General features: G+C 69.6%; 16 protein-coding genes. 11 read left to right on the top strand and 5 right to left on the bottom strand.

The genetic code is table 11. The features are described from left to right. Window positions 1-2: 2 nt before the first annotated feature. On the top strand, window positions 3-1,238 hold the full coding sequence (locus tag V5E28_RS45185) for an MFS transporter (RefSeq protein ID WP_336216398.1): 1,236 nt from the start codon (window positions 3-5) through the stop codon (window positions 1,236-1,238). An 8-nt stretch (window positions 1,239-1,246) separates the two neighbouring features. On the opposite strand, the gene V5E28_RS45180 is transcribed toward V5E28_RS45185, so the two are convergent. Beyond that, entirely contained in the window at window positions 1,247-1,390 is a 144-nt protein-coding gene (locus tag V5E28_RS45180; RefSeq protein WP_336216397.1) for a hypothetical protein, read from the bottom strand. A 103-nt stretch (window positions 1,391-1,493) separates the two neighbouring features. On the opposite strand from V5E28_RS45180, the gene V5E28_RS45175 reads away from it, so the two are divergent. The 3 genes from V5E28_RS45175 (at window position 1,494) to V5E28_RS45165 (ending at window position 5,335) form a co-directional block, all read left to right on the top strand. Beyond that, a complete protein-coding gene (locus tag V5E28_RS45175) occupies window positions 1,494-2,198 on the top strand; it encodes a metal-dependent transcriptional regulator (RefSeq protein ID WP_336216396.1) in 705 nt (234 codons plus the stop codon). 123 nt (window positions 2,199-2,321) lie between these two features. Next, window positions 2,322-4,541, top strand: a complete 2,220-nt coding sequence (locus tag V5E28_RS45170) for a SpoIIE family protein phosphatase (protein ID WP_336216395.1) — start codon at window positions 2,322-2,324, stop codon at window positions 4,539-4,541. Continuing rightward, on the top strand, window positions 4,538-5,335 hold the full coding sequence (locus V5E28_RS45165; RefSeq protein WP_336216393.1) for an alpha/beta fold hydrolase: 798 nt from the start codon (window positions 4,538-4,540) through the stop codon (window positions 5,333-5,335). The genes V5E28_RS45170 and V5E28_RS45165 overlap by 4 nt, the downstream gene beginning before the upstream one ends. On the opposite strand, the gene V5E28_RS45160 is transcribed toward V5E28_RS45165, so the two are convergent. Beyond that, window positions 5,332-5,703 carry a MarR family winged helix-turn-helix transcriptional regulator gene (locus V5E28_RS45160; protein ID WP_336216391.1) on the bottom strand — a complete coding sequence of 124 codons (372 nt, stop codon included), beginning with the start codon at window positions 5,701-5,703 and terminating at the stop codon, window positions 5,332-5,334. The two genes, V5E28_RS45165 and V5E28_RS45160, sit on opposite strands and share 4 nt — an antisense overlap. Window positions 5,704-5,723: 20 nt before the next feature. On the opposite strand from V5E28_RS45160, the gene V5E28_RS45155 reads away from it, so the two are divergent. Next, window positions 5,724-6,152 carry a MarR family winged helix-turn-helix transcriptional regulator gene (locus tag V5E28_RS45155; RefSeq protein WP_336216389.1) on the top strand — a complete coding sequence of 143 codons (429 nt, stop codon included), beginning with the start codon at window positions 5,724-5,726 and terminating at the stop codon, window positions 6,150-6,152. Here the strand turns inward: V5E28_RS45155 and V5E28_RS45150 are convergent. Together V5E28_RS45150 and V5E28_RS45145 are read right to left on the bottom strand one after the other, a co-directional pair. Beyond that, window positions 6,149-6,310, bottom strand: a complete 162-nt coding sequence (locus tag V5E28_RS45150) for a hypothetical protein (protein WP_336216388.1) — start codon at window positions 6,308-6,310, stop codon at window positions 6,149-6,151. The two genes, V5E28_RS45155 and V5E28_RS45150, sit on opposite strands and share 4 nt — an antisense overlap. 42 nt (window positions 6,311-6,352) lie before the next feature. Next, window positions 6,353-7,498: an acyl-CoA dehydrogenase family protein gene (locus V5E28_RS45145; protein WP_336216386.1), complete on the bottom strand. Its 1,146-nt coding sequence runs from the start codon at window positions 7,496-7,498 to the stop codon at window positions 6,353-6,355. 251 nt (window positions 7,499-7,749) lie between these two features. On the opposite strand from V5E28_RS45145, the gene V5E28_RS45140 reads away from it, so the two are divergent. Together V5E28_RS45140 and V5E28_RS45135 are read left to right on the top strand one after the other, a co-directional pair. Next, entirely contained in the window at window positions 7,750-9,030 is a 1,281-nt protein-coding gene (locus V5E28_RS45140; protein ID WP_336216384.1) for a hypothetical protein, read from the top strand. Further along, a complete protein-coding gene (locus V5E28_RS45135) occupies window positions 9,030-9,815 on the top strand; it encodes a class F sortase (RefSeq protein ID WP_336216383.1) in 786 nt (261 codons plus the stop codon). Before V5E28_RS45140 ends, V5E28_RS45135 begins: the two co-directional genes overlap by 1 nt. Before the next feature lie 294 nt (window positions 9,816-10,109). On the opposite strand, the gene V5E28_RS45130 is transcribed toward V5E28_RS45135, so the two are convergent. Beyond that, window positions 10,110-10,610, bottom strand: coding sequence for a hypothetical protein (locus V5E28_RS45130; RefSeq protein ID WP_336216382.1), 501 nt, complete (start codon window positions 10,608-10,610; stop codon window positions 10,110-10,112). On the opposite strand from V5E28_RS45130, the gene V5E28_RS45125 reads away from it, so the two are divergent. The 4 genes from V5E28_RS45125 to V5E28_RS45110 all read left to right on the top strand — a co-directional run bounded on the left by V5E28_RS45125 (window position 10,600) and on the right by V5E28_RS45110 (window position 13,470). Next, window positions 10,600-10,797 carry a hypothetical protein gene (locus tag V5E28_RS45125; protein ID WP_336216380.1) on the top strand — a complete coding sequence of 66 codons (198 nt, stop codon included), beginning with the start codon at window positions 10,600-10,602 and terminating at the stop codon, window positions 10,795-10,797. The genes V5E28_RS45130 and V5E28_RS45125 overlap by 11 nt on opposite strands. Before the next feature lie 5 nt (window positions 10,798-10,802). Next, window positions 10,803-11,564, top strand: a complete 762-nt coding sequence (locus V5E28_RS45120) for a class F sortase (RefSeq protein WP_336216378.1) — start codon at window positions 10,803-10,805, stop codon at window positions 11,562-11,564. 24 nt (window positions 11,565-11,588) lie between these two features. Beyond that, complete coding sequence (locus tag V5E28_RS45115) at window positions 11,589-12,251, top strand: hypothetical protein (RefSeq protein ID WP_336216377.1); 663 nt, start codon at window positions 11,589-11,591, stop codon at window positions 12,249-12,251. Window positions 12,252-12,324: 73 nt separating this feature from the next. Beyond that, window positions 12,325-13,470 (top strand): acetyl-CoA C-acetyltransferase, encoded by a 1,146-nt coding sequence (locus V5E28_RS45110; protein ID WP_336216376.1) that lies wholly within the window; start codon window positions 12,325-12,327, stop codon window positions 13,468-13,470. Window positions 13,471-13,501: the final 31 nt, after the last annotated feature.

Genomic DNA, 13,501 nt, shown 5'->3' with positions numbered 1-13,501 from the left:
AAGTGGCATTCGGGGAGTTCGTCAAACGTCATCTGGTAGACACCCGGCCACTGGCGGTGCCCGCCTACCGGCGGCTCTGGCTGGGCCAGGCCGTCTCGCACGTCGGCCTGGCGGTCACCGTCGTCGCCGTCAGCCAGCAGGTCTACGAGCTGACCGGCTCGTCGTTCTGGGTCGGCATGCTGGGCCTGGCGAACCTCGTCCCGCTGGTGGTGTTCGGGCTGTGGGGCGGGGCCGTCGCCGACGCCGTGGACCGGCGCAAGCTGCTCGTCGCCGGTTCGCTGGTCGCCTGGGTGAGCACCGTGCTCATCCTGCTGCAGGCGCTGCTCGGGACGCCCAACGTGTACGCGCTGCTCGGCACGGTCGCGTTGGGCGCCGCGGGCTTCGCCATCAGCTCCTCCACCAGGGGCGCGATCATCCCCAGGCTGCTGCCTCCCGAGCTGGTCCCGTCGGCCAACGCGCTGAACTCGCTCGTCTACAGCCTGGCCGCGGTCGGCGGCCCGATGGTCGGCGGCGTCGTGCTCGCCTGGGGCGGCTTCGCCGCGGCCTACGCGGTGGACGCCGTGCTCTTCTCCGCCAGCCTCTACGCGGCCCTGCGCCTGCCCGCGCTCGCGCCCATGGGGGCGGTCTCCAGGCCCGGCTGGCGGTCCGTGGCCGAAGGGCTGAGGTTCATCCTCACCACGCCGGTGCTGGTGATGTCCTTCGTCGTCGACATCATCGCGATGGTCTTCGCCCTGCCCAGGGCGCTCTTCCCCGAGCTGGTCGATCTCCGCTTCGGCGGGTCGCTGTACGCGCTGAGCTGGCTGGTCGCCTCGATGGCCGTCGGCTCGGTGATCGGCGGGCTGTTCTCCGGCTGGGTCACCCGCGTCAGCCGGCAGGGGCTGGCGCTGACCTTCGTGATCGCCGTCTGGGGGCTCGCGGTCGCCGCGGCGGGGCTCGCGCAGGAGCTGTGGCTGGTGCTGCTGTTCATGGCCGTCGGGGGAGCGGCGGACGTGGTCTCCTCGGTGTGGCGGCAGTCCATCCTGCAGCTGTACGCGCCCGACGAGATGCGCGGGCGGCTGCAGGGCGTCTTCATGGTCGTGGTCGCCGGCGGCCCCCGGCTGGGCGACGTGCGGGCCGGGGCCACCGCCTCGGTGTTCGGGCTGACGACCGCCTGGGTGGGAGGCGGCCTGGCGTGCGCGATCGCCGTCCTGGTGGTCGGGCTGTCGGTCGCCGGCTTCAGGAACTACCGCGCGCGCTGAACGTACCCCTACGCCAAGATCAGGCGGCCTGGAGGTCGGTGAGGATCGCCCGGCTGCTCGCCGCAGCAGGCCGAGGCGCTCCGCGGCGAGGCGAGGTCCAGGTGACCGGGAAGGAACTCGGCCGCCGAGTTGTTGCCGTCCTTTGTCGTCATCGTCGGTCGTTCTCCCCATAGGCTTTGGCCCTGACTTCCTGTGCCCGCAGCGGACGGGCTCAGTCCCCGCCACGACCGGCGTAGCATTCAGTTGGGAGGAGCCTTGACCGCACACGGCCTGATCGACACTACGGAGATGTATCTCCGTACGATTTACGAGCTCGAGGAGGAGGGCATCGTCCCCCTTCGCGCGCGCATTGCCGAGCGCTTGCAACAGAGCGGCCCCACCGTGAGCCAGACCGTCGCCCGCATGGAGCGGGACGGCCTCGTTCGCGTGGAGGGTGACCGCCACCTGTCCATGACCGACCTGGGACGCACGCTCGCGACGCGCGTCATGCGTAAACACCGCCTGGCGGAGTGCCTGCTGATCGACGTCATCGGGCTGCCCTGGGAAGAGGTGCACATCGAGGCGTGCCGCTGGGAGCACGTGATGTCCGAGTCCGTCGAGACGCGCCTGGTCAAGCTGCTCGACAACCCCACGTCCTGCCCGCACGGCAACCCCATCCCGGGGCTCGGCGAGCTGGGCGCGACGGAGGCGGCAGAGCAGGCCGGGGGCGTGCTCGTCGCCATGACGGAGCTGGCCGGAGCCCAGGGCGTGCCCGTCGTGGTCCGGCGAATTAGCGAACAAGTGCAAAGTGATCCCGCTCTGATGCTTAAACTCAAGCAAGTTGGGATACAACCCGGACGCGAGGTGACGCTCGCGGCGAGCGACGATGGTGTGCGGGTGACAGGTGACGGTGACGCGAACGACTCTCTCGCGGAGATTCCGCGTGACGTTGCCGCGCACGTTTTCGTCTCCAGGCGCTGACGCGCACGCGGCTGCTTGGTTGAATCCCATCTGGGAGACCCTCCACTCCCCCCCGGCCAAGACTGTTGCAGGAGCGCCCGTGGTTCGCTTTTCGCGCATGCCTCCCCGAGGAGTGGTCTCCGGATGAAGCGATGGGGGGATCTGTCCCAGGACGCGGCCGACCAGCTCAGCGCCGCGTCCGTCCTGGACCACGCCGACATGGCCGTGGTCGTCACGGACCGCTTCAGCAACCTCCTTTACTGGAACCCGTTTGCCGAAAAGCTGTTCGGCAGGCCGGCCAAGTCGGCCCGCGACTCGTCGGTCCTGTCCCTCGGGATCATGGAGAAGGACCACCCGCAGGCGATCGAGCTGGCCAAGCACGTGCTCAAGGGCGGCGTGTGGGAGGGCACGTTCGACGTCAGGCGCGGCGACGGCACGATCGTCTACGTCCGGGCCCAGGCCGTGCCGCTGCGCCACCCGTCCGGCTCGGTGACGGGGATCGTCATCACCGCCCGCGAGGCGCTGCGCAGCAACGAGCGCGAGAAGGACCGCTTCGGGCTGCTGGAGCGCATCGGCGAGCGGCTGGCGGGCTCCCTCTACGTCGAGGAGACGCTCAAGCGGGTCGCCGAGATGCTGGTGCCGCAGTTCGCCGACCACTGCTTCATCGAGCTGATGGAGGGCGACCGGCTGATTCGCAGGGTCTCCCAGCACGTGCAGGGCTGGGCGCCGCCCCCCGGCACCTGGAAGCCGGTGGGGGCGGAGATCCGCTATCCGTCGGGCCACTACGCCGACGCGGCGCTGCGCCGCCAGGAGACCATCCTCGTCGACGACTTCGCCAGCAACAGCTTCCCGGCCCCCACCGAGGGCAGCGCGAGGCTGTGCGGCGAGGTCGGCATGAACTCCGCGATCGTCGCCCCGCTCAGCGTGCGCGGCGAGACGCTCGGCCTGATGTACCTCGGGCTGTCCAACCTCACCGAGCGCCGCAGCCCTCACTACGACGCCTTCGACCGCGACTTCGTGGGCGCCATCGCGACCCGGGTCGCGCTCGCGATCGACAACGCGCTGCTGTTCGAGGAGGAGCGCCACACCGCCGAGTCGTTCCAGAAGCACCTGCTGCCCAGGGCGCTGCCGCAGCTCGACGGCCTGCAGATCGCGGTCCGCTACTATCCCGCCGCGCCGCTCGCCTCCCACGGCCAGGGCATCCAGACCCAGGTGGGCGGCGACTGGTACGACGTGATCCCGCTGTCGGCCGGCCGGGTCGGCATCGTGATCGGCGACGTGGAGGGCAGGGGGGCCAAGGCGGCGGCCATCATGGGCCAGCTCCGCGCCGCGCTGCGGGCCTTCGCCCAGGACGACAAGTCGCCCGCCGACATCCTGGCCAGGCTGGACGAGTGGACGCGCATCATCGCGACGCCCGAGCGTGACGACAGCGGCACCGAGGTCAGCGTCCCACCCATCGTGACCTGCCAGTATCTCGTCTACGACGCCTGGTCGCGGCAGCTGTCCTTCGCCAACGCCGGCCACGCCCCGCCGCTGCTGCTGGCCGACGGCCAGTGCGTGGAGCTCGACATCGAGGAGGTCGGCCAGCCCCTGGGCGTGCGCGCCAAGGGCATGCACGCCGACCTCGTCTACAAGGAGGAGACCCGCACGCTGCCGCCAGGCGCCGCGCTGCTCCTCTACACCGACGGCCTGGTCGACCGCCGCCCCACCCGTCACGGGAAGATGCCCACCGACGCCGAGACGCTCGGAGTGCTCTGCGAGAAGCTCGCCAAGATGACCGACGCCGAGGTCGAGCGGATCGCCGACGTCGCGACGGTCGCGGTGCCCGGCGAGATCGACGACGACATGGCGATCCTGGTCGTCCGCTCCAGCGACAACGAGCTGGACGTCGAGGAGCGCACCTTCCCGGCCCAGCCGATCATGGTGGGGGAGGCACGGCGGATGGCCTCGGAGGCGTTCGCCGACTGGAATGTGCCAGAGGAGCGCGCCGAGCTGGCCTGCCTGCTGGTCTCCGAGGTGGTCACCAACGTGGTGCTGCACGCCTCCACCGCGACCGTGCCGCGCAGGGATCTGGTGGTCGAGGGGCCGCCACTGCCGTTCGAGGACTCCTGGGACGTGCCCGGCTTCGAGGACGAGGCGGTCGGCGACAAGGAGTTCACGCTGCGGCTGCGCCGGGGCGGGGAATCGGTGTGGGTCGAGGTGTTCGACCAGGACCTGCGGCTGCCGCGGATCCGCAGCGCGGGCGAGAACGACGAGGGCGGCCGTGGCCTCTACCTCGTCGACCAGCTCGCCAAGCGGTGGGGATCGCGACCGACGAGGGAAGGCAAAGCGGTCTGGTTCGAGATTCCCACCCGTGGCCGTTGAGTGATTCACTCATGGCCATGGAGCTGGCCTTCGAACGTCGCGGCAGCGGCGAGCCGCTGATTCTCATCCATGGCATCGGCCATCACTGGCAGGCCTGGTTGCCGGTGCTGGACCGGCTGGCCGCCGAACGGACGGTGATCGCCGTCGACCTGCCCGGGTTCGGCCGGTCGCCCGGGCTGCCTGACGGCACCCCCTACACCGCCGAGTCGCTCGCGGACGCGGTCGAGTCGTTCTGCGCGCTGCTCGGCGTACGCGATCCGCACGTGGCGGGCAATTCCCTGGGCGGCTACCTCGCCCTGGAGCTGGCCTCGCGCGGCACGGTCCGGACGGCCACCGCGCTGTCTCCGGCCGGTTTCTGGTCGCGTCCCGAGCTGCTCTACTGCCAGTGGGTGCTGCGGGCCATGCGTGCCTCGGCCCGGTCGATGCCGCCGGAGCAGGCGGCCAAGGCGGCCGAGAACCCGGTGGGCCGCGCCCTGTCGGCGGGCCTGCTGGTCGCGCATCCCGCCAGGCTGACGCCGACCGCCCTGGTCGCCGCCACCCAGGCGCTGGGCGAGGCCTCCGGTTTCGACGAGACGCTGGAGTCGTTCTCCAACGTGATGCCGCCCGCGCCGCCCAAGTCACCCATCACGATCGCCTGGGGCGAGCACGACCGGCTCCTGCTGCGCCGCCAGGCGGTGCGCGCCGCGAGATGGTCGGGGCAGCGGGTGAAGCTGCTCAAGGGGTGCGGGCATGTCCCGATGAGCGACGATCCGGAGCTGGTGGCCAGAGTGCTGCTGGAGGGCAGCGGGGGTTAGGCGGTCTCCAGGTTGGCGGCCATCCGGCGCAGCACGTCGACCGTCGCCTGATACTCGTGCGGGCTCACTCCCTCGACCGCTCGCCTCCTGACGTGGCCGACCCGCTCGGCGATCGTCGCGTGCGCCCGCTTGCCGTCGGCGGTGAGCCGGCCGTCCTGGGCCCAGCCCTTGGCGGTCAGCGCCTCGACCGCGTCGCCGACGCCGGGGAACGGCTCCAGGATGTCGTGCGGGTCCTGTCCGGGTATCGCCAGGACGTTGAGCGCCTGCCACTCGCGCCGGGTCACGGCGTGCTCCGCCAGCGCCCGGGCCATGGACTCCTCCAGGAGCGCGTCGAGGTGCCTAAGCCAGTATCCGATCGGCTTGTTCATGTATGTACACTAACAACTATATGTACGAAGACAACGATATCGCCGAGATCGAGCGGGCGATGGTGGCCATCAGGCGCAGGCAGAGCAGGCGTGCCCTCGCGCGGCTGAGTGAGAGGGCGGCGCCCGAGCTGGATGTGCTCGACGTGATCGAGTCGGCCGGCGGCCCGGTCACCGTGTCGGACGTCGCGCGGGCGCTCGCGGTCGACCAGCCGAGGGCCAGCAGACTCGTCGCGGTCGCCGTGGAGGCGGGCCTGGCAAGGCGCGAGGCCGACCAGGCCGACGGGCGCAGGGCGCTGCTGGTCATGACGGACGCGGGCCGGGCGGCGGTGGCGGAGATGCACCGGGGCAGGCAGGCGTCGTTCGCCGCGGCCACGGCGGGCTGGTCCGCCGAGGAGCGCGCGGAGTTCGCCCGCCTGCTCACCCGCTTCGTCGGCGCTCTGCCCGGCTAGCGGAAGGTCTGGCCCCACAGCAGCAGCATGACGATGACGAACACGATCATCACCCCTGCGTAGCCGATCGGGCCGAGCCGGATCGCCCGGCGCACCCGGTTGAGGCCCCAGGCGAACAGCAGTGCCAGGAAAACCAGGAGGATCAGGCCGCCGTCCATGCTGACCAGTATGCGCCGCCCGGCGGTTCGGCGCGCGGCGCTCTAGAAGCCGAACGACCGGCCGATGATCTCCTTCATGATCTCGGTGGTGCCGCCGTAGATAGTCTGCACGCGGCTGTCGAGCCAGGCCTTGGCGACCGGATACTCCATCATGTAGCCGTAGCCGCCGTGGAGCTGGAGGCAGCGGTCGATGACCCTGGTCTGCAGTTCGGTGGTCCACCACTTGGCCTTGGCCGCGTCGACGACGGTGAGCTCCTTGGCGTTGAGCGCCACGATGCACTTGTCGACGTAGTGGCGGGCGATCTCCGTCTCGGTGGCCAGCTCCGCCAGCACGAACCGGGTGTTCTGGAAGGAGCCGATGTTCCGCCCGAAAGCCTGACGGCCCTTGCAGTACTCGATCGTCTGCTCCAGCACGGTCTCGGCCGCGGCCACGGCCGCCACCGCGATCGACAACCGCTCCTGCGGCAGGTTGTTCATCAGCTGGATGAAGCCCTCGCCGTCGTTAGGGCCGAGCCGGTTGGCGACGGGCACCCGGACGTTCTCGAAGAACAACTCGGCCGTGTCCTGCGCCTTCATGCCGACCTTGTCCAGGTTGCGGCCGTGGCCGAACCCGTCCATGCCGCGCTCGACCACCAGCAGCGTGGTCCCTCTCGCCCCGGCCGCCGGATCGGTCTTCGCGACCACCACGACGAGATCGGCGTTGATGCCGTTGGTGATGAACGTCTTCTGCCCGTTGACCACGTAGTGATCACCCTCGCGGACCGCCGTGGTCCTGATCCCCTGCAGGTCGCTGCCGGCGCCCGGCTCGGTCATCGCGATCGCGGTGATCAGCTCCCCGCCGGCGAAGCCGGGCAGCCACCGGCGCTTCTGCTCCTCGTCGGTCAGCTCCACCATGTACGGCGCCATGACGTCGTTGTGCAGCGAGAATCCCAGCCCGGACGCCCCCTGCCGGATGATCTCCTCGACGATGACCGCGTTGTAGCGGAAGTCCGTGATGCCCGCCCCGCCGAACTCCTCGGGCACCGAGAACCCGAACATCCCGACCTCTCCGGCCTTCTTCCAGACCTCGCGGGGCACGATGCCGTCCTTCTCCCACTGGTCGTGGTGGGGTGCGACCTCGCGGGCCATGAACTCGCGCACGGTGTCGCGGAAGAGCAGGTGTTCCTCGTCGAAGAGGTCTCGCCGCATGTCGCCTCCAAGCAGGGTGTGGTGCTCGCCAGAATACGATTCTGTTACCGGTGGGCACACCTGCTTCGGACGGACGTTTTCCGGTGCGGACACGGGTTCATCACAAGTGGTAGGAGATGTACGTGTTGCACTGCTGCCGACTCTAAGATCTACCTTCGGTTTACTGTGTGATCGGAGTTGCCGTGAGTCGGTGGCGCAATGCGTGGATCGCCGCATCGGTCGGCTTGGCGGCATCAGCCGCATTCGTGGCGATGCCCGCTCAGGCGGACACCTTCAGCCTGGTGGTCGACTACAGCTGCACGGGCGGGATCGCCGGCTCTGACGAGGTGAAACTCAAGGCCAGGGTGCAGATCCCGACCACCGTGCAGCAGAACGGCATGCTCAAGCTCGGCTGGACCATCGAGCATGTCAACACGCCCAGGTTCAAGTCACCGGACTACTACGCCGAGGGCGCCAAGGTCTCCCTGATCGGCAACGTCAAGCTCGACGGCGCCTGGAACGGCACGCTTGAGGCGCACGGCAGTAAGGACCAGCCGGCACTCAAGCCCGGTCAGCCGATGTCCGCGCCGGAAGGCCTGTCCTCCGAGGCGCACATGACCGACACGGGCGTCATCAAGCTCACCCCTCAGGGGATGACGGTGGACTTCGTCCCGCCGGCCGGAGAGGTGGTCGTGAACAACGACGACCCGCGGGTGAGCTACGACGCGGGGTGGGCACTGCATCCGGGCACGCCCGTCGAGTACGGCGACTGGCTGCGGGACGTCCACACGACCAGCACCCGCACGGACGAGGCCGTCATCAAGTTCCGGGGTACCGGGTTCGAGTACATCGGCCGCGAGCAGCCGGGCCTGGGCAGGGTCCGGGTGAGCATCGACGACGACCACTCTGCGGTCGTGGACCCGACCAAGGACTCCAGCGGCAACCCCACCGCCACGATCAAGGGCAACGTCTCCCTCTGGGAGCGCAAGGACCTCGCCTACGCGCAGCACACCGTCCGCGTCAGAAGCATCGACCTGGGCAAGCCCATCCACCTGGACGCCTTCAAGCTGCACACCCGCGAGATGATCAATCCGCCCACGGAGCACAGGTCCACCTGCACGATCACCAACAACCCGGGCACGGTGGAGATCACCGTGGGCGGCGGGAGCCCGTCGACGCCGCCCACCACCCCTCCTCCCACGGACGATCCGACCGACGACCCCACGTCGACGGCCAGCCCGTCCGGCAACCCCAGCGTCACGCCTCCGCAGCACAACCCGTGGCCGACCGGGTCCCACGTGAGCGTGGTGGTGCCCCGCGGATCCACATCGGCCTCCGCCAGCACCTCTGCCTCCGCCGGCCCCACCGCCACGAACTACAGGGCGCAGGTGGCCAGCACCCCCTCGGGAGGGGTGGACACCGGTGAGGCGCCCGAGCAGGAAACGGGCTCGTACGGGCTGATCGCGGGCGGATCCTTGTTGCTGATGGGCAGCGCCACCGGGGGCCTGCTGCTTCGTCGGCGGCGCGCGGGACACGCCGGAGGGATGAACTGATGACCGAACAGAAGTCGCTGCTGACCAGGGCCACCCCGGCGTTGCTGATCGCCGGCTCGCTGGGTGGCGTGGGCGCCATCATGGTGGGGCTGCTCTCGCTCGCCCCCGCGGTCGACGACGGTTCGGCGCCGGCCCCCATGGCGCTGGACCAGCCGGGCACCACTCTGGAGTATCAGAACGCCGGCGCGTTCGTGCTGCCCCCGAGCGTCGGCCCCGGCGGCAAGGACGTGCCGCTCACCCCGGCCCGCCTCGACGCGCCCCCGCCGCTGGCCGCCGCGCCGATCGTGGCCGCGATCCCGCCGGCCAAGACAGCGGCCGCCAAGGCCAAGTCCAAGCCGCTGCGCATCCGGATCCCCAAGATCAGGGTCAACGCCCCGGTCGGCTCGGTCACGGTGTCCAAAAAGGGAATTCTGGGCACCCCGCCGCTGAGCAAGCCCAACCTCACCGGCTGGTACCGCCGCAGCCCGCTCCCCGGCGAGCTCGGCCCTTCGGTGATCAACGGCCACGTCAGCACCAAGAAGGGCGCGGCGGTCTTCAAGCGCCTCAACGAGCTGGCCAAGGGTGACCAGATCTACGTGTACCGCTCGGACGGCAAGGTCACGCGCTTCACGGTGAGCGGCATCGAGCAGGTGGGCAAGAAGACGTTCCCGACGGCCCGGGTCTACGGCAACACGACGAATGCCCAGCTCAGGCTCATCACGTGCGGCGGCATCTACAACAAGACTGCGCACAGCTACACGGACAACATCATCGTGTACGCCACCCTGTCCAAGAAGAAGGGCTGACAGGGTGGTTTTGGTCTTTTACAGACGATTGACAGGATTAGTCCGTATGATCGCTACCCAACCGTGACCCACGGCTGGGATCGTGGGGACGCCCTGTTGTGAACTGTGCCGAATTGGAGAAGGACAAGTGCTGACGTCCCAGGCGCGGCGCCGCCTCGCCCTCAAGACATCCGCCTTTGCCCTCCTCGGTGCAGGCATCTTCGGGGTCATACCCGCTGTGGCCGCCTTCGCGGTGCCGGTGGAGGTCGTCTATTCATGCACCCCTGCAGGGGGAACTCCGACGAACATCCCATTTCAGATGGAGCTGAAGACTCCGGTCGCGGCACCGGTTGCCAGCGCGACGGTCACGGTGAACTGGGACATCCGGCCTACTGGCACAGCCACGCTGGAGGCTACGGCCGTAATCTCGGCCAACAGCACAGTTGTCGCGGTAGGTACTGCCACCCCCAGCGGAAGCCCAGTGCCCAGCACTCCGGTGACGGCGAGCGCGACCGTGACTCCGCAGACAGCCGTGAGCGACGGTTCTCCCATGCCGATTCCGACCATGGGCATCGTGATCAGGCCCACTGCCACGGGCACCGTCGCCGTCAGGGCCGGCGGCTTCGCGCTCAAGGTGAACGGCACCGATTGGTACAGCTGCGAGCCGGGTACATCGGGCGGCCCCTCACTGAACATGGTCGTCGGCACCGGTTCCCCCACAGGGACCGGGTCGCCCACCAACAGCAACACCCCGACGAACACGACCACCGGCACCAGCACCCCGACGCCCACCAGGACCACCACCGTGATCGTCACGGAGACCCCCACGACCAGGACCACCACCCCGAGGTCGTCGAAGACGCCCAAGGAAGGGGCCGACACGGGCTCCGGGGGCGACGCTGGTCCTGACGGGCGGATGTTCCTGCTCGCCGGTTCCGTGCTGATCATGGCTGCCGGTGCCGGCGGCCTGCTGCTGCGCCGCCGTACCGTCTCCAAGGGCTGATCGAGGTGGCGAACCACTACCCGTACGGCGGCCCGCCCGCTCCGCCGCCGCAGGACCAGGGCGGCAAGGGCCTGCGGATCACGCTGCTGCTGGCCGCGGTCGCCGGGGTGGTGACCGTGGTGGCGGGGATGCTGATCGTGCTGGGATCGCCGGAGGAGTACGGCCTGGCCGCCGGCAGGGACGCGCTGCCGCTGTCGGCGCAGCCTGACGGCAAGGCCACGGGGCAGCCGGAGCAGGCGATGTTCCAGGCGGCTCCGAACGTGCCGCCGCCGCTGCCGCAGGTGGTTCCGGCGCCGGCGATGCTGCCCTCGACGCCGGTGCGGATCGCGGTCAGGCGGCTGGGGATCAACGCGCCGATCAGGTCCGTGGGGCTGGCCAAGGACGGGACGATCCAGGTGCCGCCGTCGAACAACCCGAACCTGGTCGGCTGGTACCGGAACATGTCCACGCCGGGTGAGGCCGGCCCCGCCGTGCTGCTCGGGCACAAGGACACCAGGACGCGCAGCGCCGTCTTCAGCCGCCTGCCGGAGATCCGCAACGGCGACACCATCGAGGTGAAGCGGCAGGACGGCGTCACGGCGGTGTTCACGGTGGGCGGCATCGAGCAGGCGGACAAGAAGACGTTCCCGACCCAGCGCGTCTACGGCCCGCAGGCCAACGCCCAGCTCCACCTGATCACCTGCGGCGGCGTCTACAACCGCAGCACCGGCCACTACACCGACAACGTCATCGTCTACGCGACGATGACGAGCTCCTATCGAAGCTGATCGCGGAGGCGCGTTATGGGCTGGATGGCGAAGCGGAGACTACGTACTGGCCCCACGGCGGCACTGCCCGCCAAGCCGGACCGGGCGGAGTTGCTGCGGCTGGTACGGCTGGCCGATCCGGATGCGCGCGAGGACGGCGACGACATCGTGGCGGCGGACGTCCGGGTGCACGCGCCGGTCGAGGCGGAGCCGGACCTGGTCGGCGGCGAGCTGGAGAAGGTGTGGGCGTGCCGCGTGACGGCGGAGGGTCCGCTGCCGTTCGACTACTTCGACCGCTATCTGGCCGAGGGGCTGGCTTTCCGGCTGGGCGGGCTGGCGGTGTGCCGGGGCGAGGTGGACGATCCCACCGATGACGGCCACAAGAGCGGCCCCGCGGTGATCCTTCCGGCCAGGCCGGCGGCCGAGGAGCTCCTGGAGCTGCTGGAGGGGGAGGTCGAGCAGGAGGAGGAGTTCGTCTTCAACGTGGGCGGCATCCGGATCCTGGTGGTGCCGGAGAAGGGCCGGCCGCCGGCCGTGCAGGAGCTGCTGCCCTTCGCGACCGAGCTGACGGCGCTGGAGCTGCGGGGCGACGACCAGGCGAAGCTGGGCGAACTCGCGCTGTCGCTGTCGGAGTCGCTGAACGGCCTGGTGGTGGACCGGTGGCGGTTCCGGGTCGACCGTACGGAGGACCTTATACCGCCTGCGTGAGAGGCGGCCGAGCATCATTCTGTTGTACGCTCTGCCCTAGGAACCGAATATTGCTCGGTTTACAGGAGGCACTGTGGCAGAGGCGTACATCGTCGGGGCGGTCCGCACCCCCGTCGGCAAGAAGAAGGGCGGCCTGTCCACCGTCCACCCCACTGACCTGGCCGCGCACACCCTGAAGGCGCTGATCGACCGCACGGGCGTCGACCCCTCGGCGGTCGAGGACGTCATCATGGGATGCGTCATGCAGTTCGGCCCCCAGAGCATGGACATCGCGCGCAACGCATGGCTGTCGGCCGGGCTGCCGGAGACCACCGCCGGGGTCACGATCGACCGTCAGTGCGGATCCTCCCAGCAGTCGATCCACTTCGCGGCCCAGGGCGTGCTGTCCGGCACCCAGGACCTGGTCGTGGCGGCCGGTGTGGAGTCGATGAGCATCGTGCCCATGGGCTCGTCGATCACCGCCGCGCTGGAGAAGGGCATGCCGTTCCCGTTCGGCGACAAGTGGGTCGAGCGCTACGGCAAGCAGGAGATCTCGCAGTTCCGCGGCGCGGAGCTGATGTGCGAGAAGTGGGGACTCAAGCGGGACGAGCTCGAGCGGTTCGCCTACGAGTCCCACCAGCGTGCCGCCAAGGCGATCGCCAACGGCTACTTCAAGGACCAGATCGCGCCCATCAACGGCGTCGAGGACGACGAGGGCCCGCGCCCCGACTCCACGCTGGAGAAGCTGGCCTCGTTGAAGACGCTGAAGGAGGGCGGCCAGATCACCGCCGCCACCTCCTCGCAGATCTCCGACGGCTCGGGCGCGGTGCTGATCGCCTCCGAGCAGGCGGTCAAGGACCACGGGCTGACCCCCCGTGCCCGCATCCACCAGCTCGCGCTGATGGGCGACGACCCGGTCTACATGCTCACCGCGCCGATCCCGGCGACGCAGAAGGCGCTGAAGAAGGCCGGCATGTCGATCGACCAGATCGACGTGACGGAGATCAACGAGGCGTTCGCACCGGTTCCGCTGGCGTGGATGCGGGAGCTCGGCGCCGACCCCGCCCGGGTGAACCCCAACGGCGGCGCCATCGCCCTGGGCCACCCGCTGGGCGGCACGGGCGCGATCCTGATGACCAAGCTGCTGCACGAGCTGGAGCGCACCGGCGGCAGGTACGGCCTGCAGACGATGTGCGAGGGCGGCGGCCAGGCCAACGTCACCATCATCGAGCGTCTCTGACATGACAGTGCGATGCCCCGGTCCCTCAGGT

Source organism: Nonomuraea sp. LPB2021202275-12-8, assembly GCF_037044575.1.
Lineage (GTDB): Bacteria > Actinomycetota > Actinomycetes > Streptosporangiales > Streptosporangiaceae > Nonomuraea.
The sequence above is the reverse complement of the archived record's forward strand: the minus strand, read 5'-3'. Positions and strand labels throughout refer to the sequence as shown.

Coding starts and splice junctions, on each gene's coding strand:
- V5E28_RS45180 (WP_336216397.1), bottom strand. CDS start 1,390: ATGACGACAAAGGACGGCAACAACTCGGCGGCCGAGTTCCTTCCCGGT.
- V5E28_RS45170 (WP_336216395.1), top strand. CDS start 2,322: ATGAAGCGATGGGGGGATCTGTCCCAGGACGCGGCCGACCAGCTCAGC.
- V5E28_RS45160 (WP_336216391.1), bottom strand. CDS start 5,703: ATGAACAAGCCGATCGGATACTGGCTTAGGCACCTCGACGCGCTCCTG.
- V5E28_RS45155 (WP_336216389.1), top strand. CDS start 5,724: ATGTACGAAGACAACGATATCGCCGAGATCGAGCGGGCGATGGTGGCC.
- V5E28_RS45150 (WP_336216388.1), bottom strand. CDS start 6,310: ATGGACGGCGGCCTGATCCTCCTGGTTTTCCTGGCACTGCTGTTCGCC.
- V5E28_RS45145 (WP_336216386.1), bottom strand. CDS start 7,498: ATGCGGCGAGACCTCTTCGACGAGGAACACCTGCTCTTCCGCGACACC.
- V5E28_RS45140 (WP_336216384.1), top strand. CDS start 7,750: ATGCCCGCTCAGGCGGACACCTTCAGCCTGGTGGTCGACTACAGCTGC.
- V5E28_RS45135 (WP_336216383.1), top strand. CDS start 9,030: ATGACCGAACAGAAGTCGCTGCTGACCAGGGCCACCCCGGCGTTGCTG.
- V5E28_RS45115 (WP_336216377.1), top strand. CDS start 11,589: ATGGCGAAGCGGAGACTACGTACTGGCCCCACGGCGGCACTGCCCGCC.